17 protein-coding genes and 1 tRNA gene are annotated in these 17,768 nt (G+C 57.9%); 7 read left to right on the top strand and 11 right to left on the bottom strand.

Annotation, left to right across the window (positions count from 1 at the left end; translation table 11 throughout):
• Positions 1-34 precede the first annotated feature (34 nt).
• Complete coding sequence (locus PQQ52_RS28165; protein WP_408218747.1) at positions 35-487, top strand: hypothetical protein; 453 nt, start codon at positions 35-37, stop codon at positions 485-487.
• Positions 488-719: 232 nt separating this feature from the next.
• Here the strand turns inward: PQQ52_RS28165 and PQQ52_RS28160 are convergent, their stop codons facing one another.
• Entirely contained in the window at positions 720-1,475 is a 756-nt protein-coding gene (locus PQQ52_RS28160) for a hypothetical protein (protein WP_408218744.1), read from the bottom strand.
• A gap of 348 nt (positions 1,476-1,823) precedes the next feature.
• On the opposite strand from PQQ52_RS28160, the gene PQQ52_RS28155 reads away from it, so the two are divergent.
• The 3 genes from PQQ52_RS28155 to PQQ52_RS28145 all read left to right on the top strand — a co-directional run bounded on the left by PQQ52_RS28155 (position 1,824) and on the right by PQQ52_RS28145 (position 5,346).
• On the top strand, positions 1,824-2,540 hold the full coding sequence (locus PQQ52_RS28155) for a hypothetical protein (protein ID WP_408218741.1): 717 nt from the start codon (positions 1,824-1,826) through the stop codon (positions 2,538-2,540).
• A gap of 818 nt (positions 2,541-3,358) precedes the next feature.
• Positions 3,359-4,438, top strand: a complete 1,080-nt coding sequence (locus PQQ52_RS28150) for a pentapeptide repeat-containing protein (RefSeq protein ID WP_408218738.1) — start codon at positions 3,359-3,361, stop codon at positions 4,436-4,438.
• A gap of 317 nt (positions 4,439-4,755) precedes the next feature.
• Positions 4,756-5,346 (top strand): recombinase family protein, encoded by a 591-nt coding sequence (locus PQQ52_RS28145; protein WP_408218735.1) that lies wholly within the window; start codon positions 4,756-4,758, stop codon positions 5,344-5,346.
• 63 nt (positions 5,347-5,409) lie between these two features.
• On the opposite strand, the gene PQQ52_RS28140 is transcribed toward PQQ52_RS28145, so the two are convergent.
• The 3 genes from PQQ52_RS28140 to PQQ52_RS28130 all read right to left on the bottom strand — a co-directional run bounded on the left by PQQ52_RS28140 (position 5,410) and on the right by PQQ52_RS28130 (position 7,479).
• A complete protein-coding gene (locus PQQ52_RS28140; RefSeq protein ID WP_408218733.1) occupies positions 5,410-6,048 on the bottom strand; it encodes a hypothetical protein in 639 nt (212 codons plus the stop codon).
• Between the two features lie 68 nt (positions 6,049-6,116).
• Positions 6,117-6,686: a hypothetical protein gene (locus PQQ52_RS28135; RefSeq protein WP_408218730.1), complete on the bottom strand. Its 570-nt coding sequence runs from the start codon at positions 6,684-6,686 to the stop codon at positions 6,117-6,119.
• Entirely contained in the window at positions 6,655-7,479 is an 825-nt protein-coding gene (locus tag PQQ52_RS28130; protein ID WP_408218727.1) for a TIGR04255 family protein, read from the bottom strand. The genes PQQ52_RS28135 and PQQ52_RS28130 overlap by 32 nt, the downstream gene beginning before the upstream one ends.
• A 17-nt stretch (positions 7,480-7,496) precedes the next feature.
• On the opposite strand from PQQ52_RS28130, the gene PQQ52_RS28125 reads away from it, so the two are divergent.
• Positions 7,497-8,072 carry a very short patch repair endonuclease gene (locus tag PQQ52_RS28125; protein WP_408218724.1) on the top strand — a complete coding sequence of 192 codons (576 nt, stop codon included), beginning with the start codon at positions 7,497-7,499 and terminating at the stop codon, positions 8,070-8,072.
• Between the two features lie 8 nt (positions 8,073-8,080).
• Here PQQ52_RS28125 and PQQ52_RS28120 read toward each other — a convergent pair whose 3' ends face one another.
• The 4 genes from PQQ52_RS28120 to PQQ52_RS28105 all read right to left on the bottom strand — a co-directional run bounded on the left by PQQ52_RS28120 (position 8,081) and on the right by PQQ52_RS28105 (position 11,798).
• Positions 8,081-8,974, bottom strand: a complete 894-nt coding sequence (locus PQQ52_RS28120) for a NotI family restriction endonuclease (RefSeq protein ID WP_408218721.1) — start codon at positions 8,972-8,974, stop codon at positions 8,081-8,083.
• Positions 8,967-10,244: a DNA cytosine methyltransferase gene (locus tag PQQ52_RS28115; protein ID WP_408218718.1), complete on the bottom strand. Its 1,278-nt coding sequence runs from the start codon at positions 10,242-10,244 to the stop codon at positions 8,967-8,969. The genes PQQ52_RS28120 and PQQ52_RS28115 overlap by 8 nt, the downstream gene beginning before the upstream one ends.
• Before the next feature lie 7 nt (positions 10,245-10,251).
• The gene (locus PQQ52_RS28110; protein ID WP_408218715.1) at positions 10,252-10,575 is read right to left on the bottom strand and encodes a ParC-related protein; all 324 of its coding nucleotides are present in this window, start codon (positions 10,573-10,575) and stop codon (positions 10,252-10,254) included.
• A 593-nt stretch (positions 10,576-11,168) separates the two neighbouring features.
• A complete protein-coding gene (locus PQQ52_RS28105; RefSeq protein ID WP_408218712.1) occupies positions 11,169-11,798 on the bottom strand; it encodes a hypothetical protein in 630 nt (209 codons plus the stop codon).
• Between the two features lie 1,386 nt (positions 11,799-13,184).
• On the opposite strand from PQQ52_RS28105, the gene PQQ52_RS28100 reads away from it, so the two are divergent.
• Positions 13,185-14,027 (top strand): GIY-YIG nuclease family protein, encoded by an 843-nt coding sequence (locus tag PQQ52_RS28100; RefSeq protein WP_408218709.1) that lies wholly within the window; start codon positions 13,185-13,187, stop codon positions 14,025-14,027.
• Positions 14,028-14,432: 405 nt separating this feature from the next.
• On the opposite strand, the gene PQQ52_RS28095 is transcribed toward PQQ52_RS28100, so the two are convergent.
• The 3 genes from PQQ52_RS28095 to PQQ52_RS28085 form a co-directional block, all read right to left on the bottom strand.
• Complete coding sequence (locus tag PQQ52_RS28095) at positions 14,433-14,852, bottom strand: hypothetical protein (RefSeq protein WP_408218706.1); 420 nt, start codon at positions 14,850-14,852, stop codon at positions 14,433-14,435.
• A gap of 482 nt (positions 14,853-15,334) precedes the next feature.
• Positions 15,335-16,366, bottom strand: a complete 1,032-nt coding sequence (locus tag PQQ52_RS28090; protein WP_408218703.1) for a site-specific integrase — start codon at positions 16,364-16,366, stop codon at positions 15,335-15,337.
• 139 nt (positions 16,367-16,505) lie between these two features.
• Positions 16,506-16,581 (bottom strand) — tRNA-Arg (locus PQQ52_RS28085).
• Between the two features lie 286 nt (positions 16,582-16,867).
• On the opposite strand from PQQ52_RS28085, the gene PQQ52_RS28080 reads away from it, so the two are divergent.
• Positions 16,868-17,767 carry a c-type cytochrome gene (locus tag PQQ52_RS28080; RefSeq protein ID WP_408218700.1) on the top strand — a complete coding sequence of 300 codons (900 nt, stop codon included), beginning with the start codon at positions 16,868-16,870 and terminating at the stop codon, positions 17,765-17,767.
• Position 17,768: the final 1 nt, after the last annotated feature.

Below are 17,768 nucleotides of genomic sequence, written 5' to 3'. Positions count from 1 at the left end.
CTGGCCGCTCCCTCCTCGCCGGGCCTATACGTTCGTGCAGGAGACGTTCCTGCGCGAGGACAAAGGAGGCGAGGTGCAGACAGCCGAGATGCTTTACTGCCCGATGATGGGCATACGCGGGCCAGTGCCCGACACCGCAGCTGCGTGGCGTGAGCAGTATCGACACGCCTGGGCATTCAATCCGTGGACGGGCCACCAGCGTTCGCCGCTCGATATCGAGCAGGACCCTGACGGAAGATTATTAATACCGCCAGGCGAAAAGCCAACTGGAGAGTGGGAGCGCCACATCCTGATGGAGTTGAGGGCCAGCGGCGCGCTTGGGCAATTCAAGAGATTTGGCTGGGCCGGGAAGCTAGACGCTCAGCAGCTCATTGTCAAACTATGCAAGGGTGAGCAAGCCTTGACCTTCAGGCTTAACGAACCAGGAGACGAGGAGCGCTACTACCAGTTGTTGCGCCTCGAGGTCTGGCGAGTTGCCACGCAGTAAAACTCCAGCCCGCCTCGCGCGGGCTTTTTCTCCGCTGCCGGGCACGCGCCCGAGGGATAAATCCGCGTCTTTCGTCAGCGGGGTCCTGTCACAGGTTCATGCGCAGACCTGACGCCGCAACTGCACGTCGTCGCCCGAACCACTCCCGGGTTCGCTCGAGCCGTGAACGGCAACCATGAACGATTGCGCTCCGACGACCGTCCTCGTAAACGGCGTTAGCTAGGGTGTGGGCTTACTCGAAGCCACCCACCGTGCCTTGGCCGAAGACGTTGCCGCCAACGTCGTACGGAGTGCCCTGAATCATCGGCAGACCCGTCATCGTGTTGACCACCGGGAAAGGCGACACGTCGTCGTCCTCCGATGCAGCCGCAACTGCTGCGGCAGCGGTTGCTGCGGCAGTAGTGCTGCGTGCGCCGGCGGTCGACTCCTTCTTCTGCACAACCGGAGCGTACTGCTTGGTACGCTCGTAGCAGTCGATGATGTAGTCGAGGCGCTGCTGGACATCCTTGATTTCGTTCACGCGACGCAGGATGGCGTTCTTCTTTTCCATCGACATGTTGCGACCGAAGATGCCATTCAGCCCGAAGTCACCCACCATCTTCAGCAAGCGTTCGTACGTCACTTCCTCCGACTTCAGGCTGAGCCGGTTGCCGAGGATTTTCGTGAACGCGTAGCGGCCGCGGTCGAGGTCCTCTTCCTTCTGGCGCTTGCTGACGATTGCCCGGCTCAGGGCGCGTTCGAGCAGCCGGAACACGCCGTAGTAGAGCGGCAAGCCGTACAGGGCATGGCCGTAGCCGAAGTGTTGGGCAACGGCGACATACACGATAACCGGCAGCGCGAAGACGCCAACCTGGAGCAGCGACTCGTGACGTAGTTCACCGTCCGGGCGCTTCGGCACCGGCACCGTTTCCCAATATTCGCGGTTCTGCTTCAGGCCGTGGAGGTCCGCCGCCATCTTCACGAGGTCGTAGTCGACAATCGTCTTCAAGGGGTCAATCCGCTTGCGGCCTTCTACAGCAGTGTTCTCTGCGTCCATTGTCTTGTTGTTTTTAATTGGCCCACGTAAAAGCGTATCAGCGTCATGCCATTCTGGCTGCATTTATTCATAGAATTTTCGTTTTTAACAACAGCTGTTCATTTGAAATAGGCATTTTGTCAAGCGGTGATTTTTTAATACGTGCCATAATAAACGCATAGCAGTCCTACTTATCTGAATGCGCTTGCTTTATGTGCAGAAGATTTGACCCGACCGCCGCTCCTGAACAGGATGGCGAACGGGACAGGTCGCACATGCGATGGCCGTATGACACAGCACTCACCGGAGAAACTCAGAAACATGAAAAAGACGATTGAGCCTGCACTGAGCGCGGCCTTAGCAGGCCCGGATATTCCAAGCAGCATCGAACTACTCCGAAACTGGCTCGTGACCGCCACGGCGGGTGAGCCCGAAGCTCTGGTGCGCGAAACGCGGGCAGCGCTCCGCCCAAAGGCGGCGCTCCTGATGCGCGACCTGCTGTCAGGTTATCCGGCCACTATCCTTGGCGCGCCGGTGTTGCTACTCGCCCACCCCGACAGCGATTCTTGCCGGCGGCAGATGGCAAGCGTCTCGCTTCCGCCTCCGGCGGCTGACACCGCCCGGCCATGCGCAGACCTGCGTTTCCTCGGCTGGCTACCGACGGACACGCTCCTGCCAGTAGCGCGGCCCTTCCGCCCGGAATACCACCCCGTCTCGGTCCCCTGGTTCAAGCCGACTGCGGCAGTCGCTGTTTTCCGCAGTCACGCCGACGTATTCGACTACGACAGCATCGAGCTGCCCAACTGGTGGTGGGGGGAACTTTTCCGACCGACCGCAGGCAACATCAGGCTCGCTTCACGCGTGTTGCTGCCCTACCCCGACGCGCTGGAAGCCGCCCGCGTGCTGGAAGCCACCGCCAATGCTCAAGCACCCGCCGAGCAAGGTCTTTTCCTCTCGGACGCAGCCTGGCATTGGGCGCACAGCGAGGGTGTGTTGTTTCATGAAACATGCCGGCACTTGTACTCCGACGACATCTGAGTCTGACTGCGCACGACTGACTCATCTTTCGTGCTAGCAGCGCACTCGCAGCAATGAGGCCATCGCTATGAGTCAGTCCACGGTCGCTCCCCGACGTCCGGTCTACAACGAACCGGCACCGCTAAACCGCCGCATCTACTTCGGCGCCGTGAATGGCGTCGAGCGCGTCGCTGCCTGGGTGGCAGCCATTCTCGGCCTTTGCGGCGAAATCCTGGATTGCTTGCTTGATTTTCTGGTGCGATGGATACAGTGGGTGGTCTGGGTGCTTATCATCTTCATGTTGCACGAGTGCGCCAGTAGTGGACCTACTAATGGAGTGTCCCGGACAGTTCCAGCATCTCTGCCAACGCAAACGGTCTCGGCAGAGAAGCATCCGACAAAACATCGGCATCGGACACACCACACCCGGTCGACGCCTGCTTCGTCAGCGCTGCCAACTAGCAGCTTTGCCGGTTGATAAGCTGTGTCGCGACCAAAGTTTGTGGACTACGCGAGCCAGTTCTTATAGTTCCTTAGCTAGGACAGAAATGAACGAGGTCACCAAGTGAGGTTCACTCCACGTCTATATCGGGGCTAGTCATATGATTGCTTGCCATGGAAACGTAACCATGGAACGCTTGCTGACGACGAAGAGCAGTAGAAATAGGGGCGAGTTTTCCGTAGCAACTCGTACGGCTAACGAATGACTGAAGAGCGCCCCTGGATAAGCCCGGCCCCTGCTTTCTCCTAGTCTTCGCATGTTCGACTTATAGGCTTAACGTTCAACTTTTACAAAATAGCAACTAAGATACGGTTCGCACGAACCGTATGCCTCGTTCGTGCACCGCGGCTCACTTGGGTCAAAATTTTACGTTGGAGATGGCATAGCCGAGTTAAGCTTCTCCATTCACACAGGAATTCACGCGGCAAAATCAAAAATTACCCACGCACCAATGAAGACAATATCAAGAAAACTGGCAAACTTCTTCGTATCACATGAAAATGGAATTTGGCGATTTAATTTTTTAACGCTTTTAATTCTTTCGATTCCGCTAATTTGGCTCAGCATCCATTGGGACAACTATCCTCTTGACTTCGTCAATTTCACTCAAGGCGTCTACAGCAAAGACTTTTGGCAAAATTGTCTAGTTAACTTTCATACAAGCCTGGTTGATTTTCTTTTGCTAACCCTTGTTGCGGAGCGGGCAATACAAAAAATCAGACAAAGCAGGCTGAAACAAGAAGAAAAGCTTGAATTGGAGCGAAAGGCTCAAAACGAAATCAGGATAATCGAGGAACATCAGATGCTTGCAGGGTTGACCGCGCAATCTAAAGTGCCCAACTACGAGGCGTTCTTTGCGCTGCTTCGACTTTCCACGATGGCCATAAGCGAGGTAAAACCAGACTCTTTTGACTTGAGCAATTTAATTTTTGAGGGTTTCCAAACCAGAAGGCCTCACGATTTTCATCAGTTTAATTTTTCACAATCAGGGCTTAAAAACTGTCAACTGAAAGGTTGGACATTCAACAATTGCAGATTAAAACATTTCGATTTCTCTGGAGGAAAATCAAACCTGGAGAACTTTTCCTTCAATCACAGCGAAATGCTCAAAGCAGACTTCAAAGACTCAAAACTCCAAAGAGCGAAATTCGAAAGATGCACCCTTCAAGGAGCAAACTTTTTAAACTCAGATATCAGATATGGTGAATTTTTAAATTGCGAATTTAATTCCGCAATATTTGACAAGACAAAAATGAACAATTGCACATTTTGGGGAACCTGCCCAACCAGAGCACAACTTCAACTTGCTCAGGACGTTTTTCCCATTACCATCGGCGGCACACTTTGCCAAGATTGGGAGGAGTTTGAAAATGCGTACGGAAGCGGAAAAATTCCGCAAAAAAGCCACCCGAATTAATTCGACCGGGGGAGTCGAACCCCCGCACTATTACTAGTGGGCCCGGCGCCGCGGTTTTATTTTGCGCGACCGTTCCTTATTTGTCAACCTTGACGCACCAGACAAACTCAATCAAACCACTCTTTCACCCTTGATATTTCGATAACTATTGCGACCCGAGCTTGAGACTCCCGGGGAAATGGGCTGCGGCTTTCCCCCGACGTACAGAAAACGACGATTTTCTGGACACTGCACACCGTCATGGTCCACGCACCGCGTTATACCCATCCAGATGTCCAACATTCTCTTCAACAATCAACGTCTGGAATAGGTACGGCATGACGATTATCGGATACGCCCGCGTGAGCACAGTCGAGCAGACGCTCGACCTTCAACGCGATGCGCTGAAAGCAGCGGGTGCGATGACCCTCTACGAAGACAAAGCGAGCGGCAAGACGACCGAGCGGCCGGAGTTGGAACACTGCCTGAAAGCACTGCGGGAGGGCGACACGCTCGTCGTCTGGAGACTGGACCGGCTGGGCCGGAGCCTTCAAGACCTAATTCGAATCGTTGGCGAACTTGATGAGCGTCGAGTGAAGCTTAAGTCGTTAAAGGAGTCTATTGACACCAGCGGCCCCACCGGGAGACTGGTTTTTCACATGTTCGCCGCACTCGCCGAATTCGAGCGCGAACTGATTCGCGAGCGAACCTTGGCGGGCCTCCAGGCCGCGCGCGCTCGTGGTCGTCACGGCGGCCGGCCGCAGGCCCTAGACGCGAAGCAGCGCAAAGCAGCGTTGGCGATGATGAAGAACCGGGACATGTCGGTTGCCGAAATCAGCCGCCAATTCGGCGTTTCCCGCACGACGCTGTACAGCCTGCGCGCCACGAATAAGCTCCCCCCTGTTACGTGCCGCGAGGGGAAGCCTTAGGGGCAGCATCGCAACTCGGCGGGATGACCTAAAGCTACGCGCCCTCGGGCAATGCAGAGGCGTTCAAGAATTGTTACCGCGAGCCTTGTTGAAATCTTCGATGATTTCGCATGCAGCTTCGAAAGCCGACTCTTTATTCAGCGGCCAATCGTCGAGACCCGACGCAGCAGCAGCGGCGAATTCCGACGGAAGTAGCCTCATGACTGGGTCCGTTTCTCGAATTCGGGCGATTACCTCAGCAGGAGTCTTGCCGTTCTTTTCGAGGCGGTCAGCGAGGTCGTCCCGCCACTTGATAGTTTGAGCATCATCTCTCGGCCAGGTCGGCATATCGACGAGTTCAAAGCCAAATGCTCGAAACACTTCGTCGAGGAACGTTGCGCACGTAAACCCGGGTTTGTCCGCCGGCGGAGTGTAAATGCCGGTGGCTGGGTCTAGCGTCCCAATATTTCCCAGCCAATCAATGCCGAACGATATTTTTTCATTGGCGACCACTTTGTTAATAAAGCCGGGCAGTGAAATTTTCGAAATGTCGTCGAGTTCGATGCAATGCGCGAAACGCTGTTTTCGACACGTTCGCCAGTCAATTTCATCATTCAGCAACCTCTCGTTGCCGGAAAGATGAAAGTCGTACACGCCGTAATCACCCGAGTCTTTCTGGAACAGATAACTCAGCGCCACATGGCTTGCGTCACTTTGACTCACCCACACCCCAACAGTGTGAGTGGCTAATGAGAGAAATCCGTCTTCTAACGGGGGTGCTGCGAAGTTGCTCACCGGTCAAGGCCCTTCATCGCTCGCGCAGAATGAATCCCCCGAGTTTCAAGGTAATTCTTTGCAAAATCGCGCAACTCGCCCCAGCCACTGACGCGATGCCTGAAGGCGAAGGAAGTTCGAAGCACAGCAACCAAATGCTGAGGGCTCGGTGTCTGACGATTGACACGGGCAAAATCAACATTTTCGGGCCCAGCTTTAAGGTCCGAAGCCAGCGACTCAATGGTCGCGGCGATAGTCCGCATATCGGTCTCGCTGTCCATCGCATTGACTTGCGTTAGCCACCTCGGCTCAGACTCGTTGGCCGCCGCGCGGGACAATGACCGCGAGACCTCAAACACAAACCTATCAATGTCTTGGTATCGATTACCATTTCCAATGACTACGCAGCTCAGGTCCTCAATGAAGCATTCCTGCGCTACATGCGAGGTCTGCGAGGTCGGCTTAATATAATAAGATGCCTCTGTGGAGGCAGGAGTCGTCCGACCTACGAAGCTGAGGCCAATCAGATGGTCAAAGCTAAACCCACCCGAATAGTTACTTGCTTTCGACGGGATGCAAAGCTGCATGAAGCGGCTCCTTAATACATTTTCTGAAAACGCTGTTGGCGTTCGTGTGTAGGGTATCTAAAAGCTGAATTGATTCCGGAACATCTATGCCATTCGAGCGTTCAAGGAAAAAATCCGAATCAATCAGAAAAGCTCGCTGCTTATCGTTCTCCGTTGACCTAAGTAGCGCGGATTGCAACAGCAGATTACAGTCATGGAGCGTCATAAGAGTCTGGGAAGCTTGTTGCTCGACGCTCAATTCATCCATATCATCGACGAAGCTGTCAGTGGAAAAAATCCCCGAAACTATCGGATTCAGCAAATCGCCCCAACTAACGCCGTCCAAGCCAAGAGACTCACGTTCAATCAGGTCTTTATAGCGCAAGCCAACTCTATTTACGACAATTGGTTTATACGCCTGCGCGAAAATATTAGCCAGTTTCCCCAGCTTTTCTTGAAAATCAGTCCACCTGTTATAGCTGGTTGTAGTAAAGGCAACAAAGGTCGCGCAAGCCGAAAACGTCTGCTTGAAATCTGGGCTCGCAAAATGATAAATCGTCCCGCTACTGTTAAGAACAGGCGGCGGAACGTTCGGTGCCCCCGCTCCTTGAACACTATCCGCTCTGAAAGTAACACTGATGGACGCGGGCTCTTCCTTTCTAAGGTTCGGAAATCCGGCGTCTGCCAGCGCTTCTTGGACCGCCACGGGTCCTTCTTTCCCAATCGCCAGAATGGGTTGAAACCGAAACTGCGCAACCACCTCGATAAGGGGGTTGGTTTCGTATCTTGCGCAATTTTCGGGTTGTATTTTCATATCTAGCAATTCGTCAGATGCTTGGCGGTGTAACTCACTGGCTACATTACGCACCGAGCAGCACGCGTAACGCCTCGTCAGCGCACACACTCCCCACATTACCTTATTCTATCCGAACATGGACACCTTGCATCCGGTGCGAAACATCGAAGTCCGCGCTCCCAATGGATAAAGTAGACGCGAAAACCCGTAGTCGGATAATGTCTCGCATCAAGAGCAGGGACACCAAGCCAGAAATGGCGGTACGGAAGGGTATTTTCGCGCGTGGACTTCGATTCCGCCTGCATGTCAGCCAATTGCCCGGCAGGCCCGACCTGGTGCTCCCGAAGCACCATGCAATCATTCAGGTTCACGGCTGCTTCTGGCACGGGCACCAGCCCTGCAAGCTCTTCAAACCGCCCACGTCGAACACGGCATATTGGACGCCCAAAATTGAGCGGAACCGCATGAACGACGAACGCGCTCTCCGCCTTCTCGGAGAGAGAGGCTGGCGCGTTCGCATCGTATGGGAATGCAGTATTAGAGGACAGTCGGTCGAGACGCTGGAAGCCCTTCTTGATGACCTCGCCGACTGGGTCAGACACCCAAGCTGATTACTACCCTACAGCGCGTTATGAATGGCCCGCTCGTAGACGTTCGCATCGGGCAGGTTTGTAGGCGAGGTGAATGCGTTAGCAACCTGAACCACAGACGTGGTAAACGTACCTTCTCGATGCAACTCGCGGAGTTCGCCTTCGGGGACTGGGTCGCCAACGTTGTACCACATGAAGCTTATCGAGCCGGTCTGCAAGTGATATTCCAACAAGCCTTGGCCTAGACGCTGGTCAATTCTCTGGTATACGGGCGTGGGCGAAACGAAAAACAGCCCTTTCCGGCATAAGCGCTCGCGTTGCAGAACATTTCCCTTGTAGATGAGCTGCGGCAAGATGCGTTTGCTCACGTTTTCCCAATTGAACCCTGCCGTGCTGGTGCTGGCAAAGTCTTCACCACGCAGGTATGCCTCTCTCTCCGCGCGATAATTTCCAGTCGTGTCAATCGATTGAACTTCAATCGCGACGAACTCTTCAAGACCGCCAGCCTCGGTTAGCTTCGCGAGCACCCAGTCAACGTAATAGCCTCCAACACCGCTCCGATTCGGCAGGCGCAACTCGCCGCCCCAAGCCTTACCGAATACCGCGATTCGGGACCGCCCGGGCTGCACCGCAGCTTCGCGCGCCTGGGCACCTGGGTAAAGGTCAACGCCACCGTCGAACGCCACTTCCGCCACGTCTCGCAATATCCGATGCTGGCTCGCGTACAGTCTGATGGGACAGCAGATGACCGCTGGTCCGTTAGCGGGCTTCAGCGTACATGCACCGCTTATCTCGCCGTCGTTCAACGTCTTCTGACAAACAGCGCCCATGAAAGGGCACCGCCTTTCGTCGCGTGCTTGCCGTGCTGCCTCAGAGCGGTCCTGCGGCGAGTACCCGAAAAATTCGATAATTCTGCTAGCCATGCGCGAGCTCCCGGTCATCCGTCACGGCGGCTGGCGCATGCGCCGTTAGATGCTCACGAAGCGTCAGCGCGATTGCTCGGGCCATCAGCACCGGAACAGCGTTTCCCACCTGTTCGTATTGCGAGACTCGTGAACCGAGGAACTTATATGTGTCTGGAAACGATTGGAACCGGGCCGCTTCGCGCACAGTTAAGGTTCGGTCTTGGTCCGGCAGAAACACGGTACCCCAGTGGGGGTCGCACTTTGTCAAAACAGTTCCCGAAAGGCCGTCCGGCTTCAGACGCCCATAACGCTTCGTGTGGTCTGATTTGCGGGCACGCTGCATGCCCTTCGGCAGAAGCTCGTGCGGGATATCCCGCCATGAGCCGCCCGGCTTCACGTGCTTCATACGCTCGGCATTTTGCTTCGAGAGTTTTGCCGCGTGGTGATTAAACGTCACGGCTTCGGGATTTCGCATAGTCCGCGAATAGTCGCTGTGAGCCGGCATGGTGTAGCCGACTTCGTCCGAGCCCTCCCCCATCTCAAGCCTTGGCAGGTCACCGATTGCCTCAGAAACTGTCACCGCGGGCTTCAGAACTTCTCTGTCCAAATCGGTCAGCTGAAACGTCATGGTGTTGCCGCCCCGAAAGTTAGCTCGCCCAGTCGCATAGTGCGTGGGGACCGGATGCGCCACTTCGTCGAATTTGGACCCGAGCAAAATCAGCCGCCAGCGTTCTTGTGGAACACCGTAATGCGCGGCGAAGAGAATCTTCGCTGTGACCTTGTATCCCAGCTGCGAGAAGACCTTGATGATTTGACGGAATACCTTCCCGTCGGCGAGCGACAGAAGGCCCGGCACGTTCTCAAACAGGAATGCCTTTGGCTCGAATTCTTCGAGGAACCGTTCGTAATGTCTGAACAGCTTGTTGCGCGGGTCGCTCATGAAGCGTTCCGGCGCGTTAATCGAGAATCCTTGGCACGGAGGCCCCCCGACCAACACATCCAGCTCCCCCTTCGCGAGGCCGAGACGGGCTCGTATCTCCGCAGGGTCGACGTCCTCCACGGACCGGCAGTCGGGTATTGCTCCTGGATGATTGGCGGCAAACGTCTGAATTGCCTCCGGCATGATGTCGTTGCCGTATAAGCAATGGTATCCCGCCTCACGGAACCCCTCCGCAATTCCCCCCGCCCCGCAAAACAGGTCGATTGAGGTGAGCGCCGGGAGCGCGGTGGCGGCACCGGCTCCGCCTTCCAGCAGAGTCAGCCGTGATTTAGGCGATTTCTTGGCCATGGTTTTCTCAGAGCAAAGGTTCTTGTGTTGGGCGCGTGCGGGTTTTTCGCAGCGCTTCTGCACGGTCCGGCCTTGGTTTGCGCAGTCGGCCGGGTTGGTAATGAGTGGCGTCGACTTCGAATCTCATGATGCCGAGCGCGCTAAGAAAGGCGCTCGCACGTTCAAGCGTGAACAGACGTACATCCCCACGACTGGTTGCAAGTGTCCGGACTGCTGAGCCGCATTGAACCGCTATCGAATACCCGCCCTGCTGACCCGTTGCACAGGCGCCAGTAACAGTACCGGACATGACCAGTTCGCGCAGCGTTGTTTCCCTCACGGTGGCCGACATACGCGGGGTTCCTGCGTACAATGTTTGGACCGGATGTTATCAACGGATAACGTTATCTGGCAAGAAAAAAGCATTGATGGTTGTCGGCTTATTGTTAATTAAGCTCGCGCTACCGCAAACGGCTCTCCGTCGACGGGCGACGGTCGATGGGCGATGGGCGATGGGCAGCGCGAAGGTGCCATCACACCGCTTAGGTCGAATACGCGAAATTGCGGGCCAGCCAGAGTCGCGTAGAAACGGTCTAGTCTGCTCGTACGGCCTGTATTAGCTGAGGTCGCTTTCCGACCATCACACACCGGCACACCTGTGCTCCATTCTGAGCGCTATCAGCGGGACCAACAGAGCAGTATGGAAGTGGCGTCAGCCGGGAGCCGTCCAGGTCACCAACGACCGTCCTCGAGGACGGTCGGCACCCGCAGGGCGACGGAGGCCTCTCGGCCGGAGTCGCAAGCTGGCGCCCACGCCGGCCTGTGCGCCCATTAGGGAGCTGCGGACGGGGCACCCCGCCAGGTGTGAAGCGCTCCAGCGCGGCGAATTGAGGGACCGCTGGCAGCCGCCCCCCTAGAGGGTCGAGTACCAGGTAGAACGTCCAACTACCCTAGGCGCAGCCATTCCCCATGGGAGACCTTTTGCACGAAGTACAAATAGGGAAGGTCACCCGCGTGCCCACGCCGGCGAGCCTCCTCAAAAAGTCGCTTCGATTGTTCGCGAACGCCGTGAAATCCGGGCTGGTTGGCGAGACGCTGCAGCAGCGAACACAACGAATTGGCGTGGCGCCTGTTGCCGAATTCGGCGATGAGCGCGTAATGCTCCACCATCTCGCTCGCCGGACGACGCCAGGTCCATGCCGTTCGGCCTCGTTCCGGTCGCCGTACAAGCTCGTATCCTAGCCACGCCATGCGCGGCTTGTCTGCGATGTCGAGCAGCTTCTCGCCATCCATGCCCTGGCCGTCCGTCGCGAGCATCAGCCACTCAACCTGCTGGCACCCGTCTGGCCAGTACATCACGAGTAGCACGTTGGCCATCCCAAGCTTTCGCCTGGTGACGCGTTGCGCGGGCGTGCAGCCAATGCCGTAGCGCAGGTGAAATTTTCGGGCCAGTGCCTCGGCCTTGCTCGCATTCACGCTGCCTTGCGTGTATCGGCTGTAGCCCTTCGGAATGCTGTCGAGCACGCGAGCGAGCGCAGCCGTCTTGCTGCGGGCAATCGGGGTAGAGGCAGGCATGAGGCGATGCTCCGAGAAATTTTCATGCCTGCGTATAGCGAAAGGAGCGTGTGTCTGCGGTGTGAGGTGGTGCAGCGCAGACGCACGTAATGATGTTCCGAGAAATACCATCCGTCGGGCCGGCGCGATGAAGCTATACGCGGGTAGGCACGACGCAGCGCGAAGGGAAGCATGCCAGCGAAAGCTGATGTACAACCGCACGCACGGCAGTCTGCCTGATGGCTCTTTCCTCTTCAGGAGCCAGCGGGCAGACCGCCAACTGCACACATACATACACCGGGGGAAACCCCACGCGACGATTCGCCAAATCGTCGCAAACCGCCGTAGCTCTATGCCGGGTAATGCTGGCTGGTAGGGCTGCAACGGGCGCTGGGTGACGACAGTCATCCTTCGACCCACTCCGAAGAAGTTGGGCGACACGGACACGGGAGCCTGGGCAACCAGGCCGAACCCTGTTCAGCGTGAAGCGGCGAAAATCCGCACCGGGGGGCGTTCGGAAGCGAACGGCGTTACCCGGTCTCAGCAGGTGGGCTGATGAGGCGCCAGAAATGGCGCAGGGGCATGAGGGGAAACCTGGACTGCTCGGCACCACGCGGAAATGCGTGGGTCTCTGGATAGCTTAAGCCTGTAATTGGGGGTGTGAGTCCCCCATCTGAGTAAAGACCCTTGGATATGCCCCACTGGGGTGATGAGTCGATGAAGGTTTCGGGACGGTAACCCGATGCTATGGAACATCGTAGGGCGAAAGTGGCCTTCGGCCATGAAGCGTATGCGACTTCCGGAACTCGAGGCTCCATATCTCAAATCGTGGGTTTGACGCGTTGAGCTAACGTGGGAATCTCTGACGGCCATGTGACCAGGGTGGCACCTGGGACGGCGCAAGAGAGGGAGCGGCGGATAGTAAAGCTCGAGCCGACTGCGAGACCTAATCAGTCAAGCATGAGGCGAGCCCCCATTGGGGCGCTTGAAAACTGCCAGCGGTTGAAAGGTGTATGTACCCGATACGGGAAGGGCTTGGCGGCCCGTTTGCAGTCGATGCCGGACGCGATGCTTGGCGGCATCGCGTCCGACCCTCTACCTTGGCGGGTAGAACAGCGGCATTGGAATTTCAACGTAGTGTTCTCGACAACTCTCTCGGCCCCGCCCAGCGGCGGGGCTTCTTCCGACAACGAACACGTCTCGAGTTTCTCGCCACAGCGGGCAATTTACCCGTGCTCTCCAGGAGCCGCCGCGGCCGACTGAGGCCCACATCATGCGCGATGCGACGACCGGAGAAAACGGCTCCACGGCACACGGCGACGCGTCGGAGCAACTACGTGGCCGTATCGCCACGTGAGCAGAGCCACGTACACTGTGGCTCTCTCGTACTGCACTGCGCGAAACCGGATGAACAGACTGCTCCATATCGGCTTCCAGGTCGCTGGCGACTGGTTCCTTGAAGACGGCGCGCTGCGGATTTCGTTCCGGCAGCACGCGGAGCAGCGCAACATCCTCTATGCATTCGTCTGCGATGGTGAGGTCAAGTACGTCGGCGTGTCCACGCAGACCCTGCGCAAACGCATGGCCGGTTACCGGTCGCCCGGACCCAAGAGCACGACCAACATCCGGAACAATCGCAACATCTGCAACCTGCTGGCCCAGGGCGCGGCGGTCGAGGTCTACGCGCTGCCCGACTCCGGGCTGATGCACTATGGCCCGTTCCACCTCAATCTCGCCGCCGGCCTTGAATCGAGCATCATCGCCTCACTGCGCCCCGAGTGGAACATCATCGCGAACCGGCTCATGAAGGAGCAGAGCCGTGATGGCGAGGCGGAACTGGTGGAGCTGCTGCCGGCGGAGGTAACCGATGACACGCCGCCTGTCGATTCCGGGGCGGACACACCGGAAGCAATCCACGGCTCAGATACGGAACCTCAGGAGGTCGAGTCCGCCCCCCAAGGGTCGTTCGAATTCACGCTGCAACCGAGCTACCGGAAAAGCGGCTTCTTCAACGGCGGCATCGCCGCGAATGACCTGCTGGGCACAGGCGGCGAACGCCTCGAAATTTTCTTCGGCGACGAGACGGCGCCCATCCACGGGACGATTAACCGGACGTCGACCGGGAACAAGACCCCACGCGTATTCGGCGGACGTGAGTTGCAGCAGCGCTTCCTGGCCCTGCCGGAACTCGCTCCGATGTACGTCGAAGTGTGGTCGCCCACGTCCATCCGCATCCGCAGCAAGAACTGACATCAGCGTACGGATAAGAGAAACCTCGGCCTGAACCGAGGTTGGAATTACGGATGGCCTGATTACGTCGCCATTTTCAGAGCCCTCTTCGCCGGCCGCGCATCCAGTTTAGCGACGCGCACCATCACGACCGTAGCGGCGCCGATAACCCCACCCAAGCGCGTCTCCGTCCTGCCCGAACGCGAATACCGCCATGAGCAGACAAGCGCTCGATTCCGAGCGCTTGTGCGACGGCTTGAAGTACATCGTGATGAGGACCGCACACTTCTACCAAGTCCTGCGGGCCCGCTCCGACGTATTGCCACGGCCGAAAGCATAGCCTCGGGAACAGGTTGGCACGATAGCCGGAGCGGGCAGCTGGCCGCGGACGTCAGTGTTTCGCGTTCGCGTAGCGCATGCGCTTGTTCACAGCGTGAGGAAGCACAATACGTCTAAATATGGCTCAAGTTCAGGACAGATATCCAGAAGCTCGTCAGAACCACTTGCGAGGCACGCGACGACCTTGCCGGTCCGTAACCTCCAACCGTAATACGACGAGTGACCGACCGTTATGCCGAACTTATGAAGTCGCAGGGAAATTTCGGAGTGGTGAAAATGACGGTCAATCTCCGACGCCTTCTCGTCACATGCGTTCCTGTCCAGTTCGGCCAACAGTTCCGCGATTGTCTCGTTCTCGCCGGGCAGCTTGATTTTTCTCAAAATCTTGCGCGCAGCCGCTTCCCGCTCAGCCTCGCTTCCTTTCTGCATGGTGACGGAATCGTAGATGCCTGACCTCCGCCCGACGCCCGTAAAGTCCGTCCCAGCAACCAGTTTCAAATGTGCCATACGCTTTCTCTCCTTTCCGCAGATGTCTGCCGCGTAGTGCGCGTGCCCGGATATCGTCGAGCGCACCCACGCGGGTCCGCACCTGTCTCGGTTATGACCAAGACAGGTGATATTTATAACAAGTCAACGACAGGGCTACGTGCGAGCCGTTACCCTGCCGGGCCTTGTTCAAAAGCCAACGGAAAAGCCTGCTATTGCAAAGGGAGCGCACCGGCGCCCCTTCACTGATAAGTCGAGACTATTCGCTGGCCTTCGAGGCACATTGAGGACAAGAGAAACCGGCTGACGTTGGCAGCAGTTCTTTGTGCCCGCATACACGGGGCAATTTGACAAGCGCCAACACGTGAGGAGGCGCTAAGGAGAATCAGGCAGAAGAACAGCTATCGCCTAACTAGGCAGGAGTATCACCTGACCTCCCACAAACCGTCAACTGGTTCACCAAGACGGCTCCCGGCATTGGCGTCCGGGAGCCAGGGCCGTTATCAGCCCGGAATGGGACCATCAGCGGCTGCGGGTTGAATGCTCGACTGCCGGACAGCCGCCACCAGTTCCTCGTCTGTGGGGTTGTAGTAACGCATGACCATCTGCAAGGTGCGCCATCCCAGCACTTTCGCCAAGGTCGCTGTCTCGACCTTCGGCGCCAATTGCGACGCAGCCTCGTGACGCAGGTCGTGCGGTCGCAAGCCCGTTACGCCGGCACGTTTGCAAGCACGGGCGAAGGCTGCACGCAACCCGCGCGAGTCGTAGAACGTGGTAATGCGCCCAGACGCCTGTTGCGGGAGTTCGCGTATGGCTGCTTCTGCCCGTTCGGACAGTGGTACGGTACGTGCGTCGCCGTTTTTTGTCTCGCCTTTGCCCAGCCGGATAACGTGCCGTGCCAAGTCAATCTGCTCCCAGCACAGATGCACCATCTCGCGGGAACGCATGCCGGTTTCAATCGCCAGAATGACGCAGAGTCGCAGGGACGGTGTGCGGCTTTTGCTAGCCGCCTCCAGCAGCCGGACCTCCTCGTCGCCTTCCACGCGCCGCTCGCGATGCTGCCCCTTCGGAGGCCACTTGACGCCCTCCAGCGGATTGCCCGTGGGCAGTTCCCACAACTCGCGGGCGGTTCTAAAAACGGCCGAGATGATGACGAGTTCGCGCCGGACGGTTTCACCGCAACACGTCTTAAGACGCTCGTCGCGATAACTTGCGAAGTCGACTTTCCGAAGCTTCGAGAGCGGTCGGGCGGCGAGAACGTGGTTCTGCAGCGCGCTGATGCGCACCAGTTCCGTTTCCGCGCCGCGCTTCTTCGGCGTCTCCTCCCTGGCATACCGCTCCAGCAGGTCGCCAAAGGTTGTGCGCTCCAAGACGGACCGGTCGATGAAGGTGCCGAGCGTCATCTCGGCCTCGACGGCGGCAGCCCACTTTTGGGCCTGCTCAAGGGTCTCGAATGTTTCGGTCTTGCTGGGGTAGCCCTTCTTGCGAATTTGGGCTTGATACTGGAAGGGGCCGCGGTTGGTGATGGATGCCATCGCCTGTTCCTTATTCAGTTGGGGAACAGGGTATAGGTGCGCCGGCGGGGTCACTGCAGCAGAATTGCTGCAAAAAACCGAAAAGATTTCAACGGCGTTGCGGTGCTTCGCAAAAGCCCTTGATTTTACGGCCTGTTTTTGGTGCGCCCGGCTGGGATCGAACCAGCAACCCCTGCCTTCGGAGGGCAGTACTCTATCCATTGAGCTACGGGCGCTTCAACACGAAAGCGCGGCAACCTGAACAGGAGCGACGCCAAAGCGAGACCGAAAGGATACCCGGTTTCGGCCAAACCGTCCACCGGACGGCCCGCATGGCGGGATCGGGCGTTCCCCAGACGGTGCCGGCCGCACCCCGCGATGCGGGTAAACGCCTGCTGAACACCTCGCCGCCGCCCCTCGCCGCCATCGAAACCTTGCGTCTATAATCGTCCGTGCCTGAATTAAGAAAAAGAAGTTGCCGTCACGCTGTACCGCTCACATACCCACGGAGACGAGACAAGCATGAGCGAAGCACCACACGAAGCCCCAATCAAAACCCCCGGGCAGCTCATCGCCGCGATCATTGCCAGTTTTGCGGTACCGATCGTCATCATCGTTCTGCTCGTGATCTACGTCGATAATTCGACACGCACCGGCGCCGGTACAGACAGTCTCTCCGAAGCCGAGGTCAACGCGCGCATCAAGCCGTTCGCCCAAGTCGACATTCGCGACGCCAATGCGCCGCGCGTCTACAAGACCGGCGAAGAGGTTTACAAAGCCGTTTGCTCCGCGTGTCACGCGTCGGGTGCGGCAGGCGCGCCGAAATTCACCAATACCGCCGACTGGGCGCCGCGCATTTCGCAGGGCTTCGACACGCTATGGCACACGGCCCTGACCGGCAAGGGTGCGATGCCCCCGCGCGGCGGCACCAGCCCGGACGACTATAGCGACTTCGAAATCGCCCGCGCGGTGGTTTACATGGCGAACAATTCCGGCGGAAGCTTCCCTGAACCGGCGCAACCGGTCGCAGGTGCGGCAGCCGCCGCCTCGGGCGCTGCCGCTGCGGCGCCGGCGGGTGCCTCGGACGCTGGAGCCGCACAGGCTGCCGCCGCGATGGCGGCCATGGCAAGCGTGCCGCAAGCGGCCGCACCGGCAGCAGGCGGGGCGCAAAGCGCGGACGCCTCGCAAGCCGGCAAGGCGCTGTATCAGCAGGTTTGCCAGGCGTGTCACGCGGCCGGCGTGCTGAACGCGCCGAAGTTCGGCGACAAGGAAGCTTGGGCACCGCGCCTGAAAGACCCCATCGACACGGTCTACAACTACGCGCTGCACGGCAAGGGCGCGATGCCGCCCAAAGGCGGTTCCACTGCCTCCGACGCGGACGTAAAGGCCGCCGTCGATTACATGGTGAGCGCGGCGAAATAAA

The organism is Paraburkholderia sediminicola, from assembly GCF_046030555.1.
In the GTDB taxonomy this organism is placed as follows: Bacteria; Pseudomonadota; Gammaproteobacteria; order Burkholderiales; family Burkholderiaceae; genus Paraburkholderia; species Paraburkholderia sediminicola_E.
The sequence above is the reverse complement of the archived record's forward strand: the minus strand, read 5'-3'. Positions and strand labels throughout refer to the sequence as shown.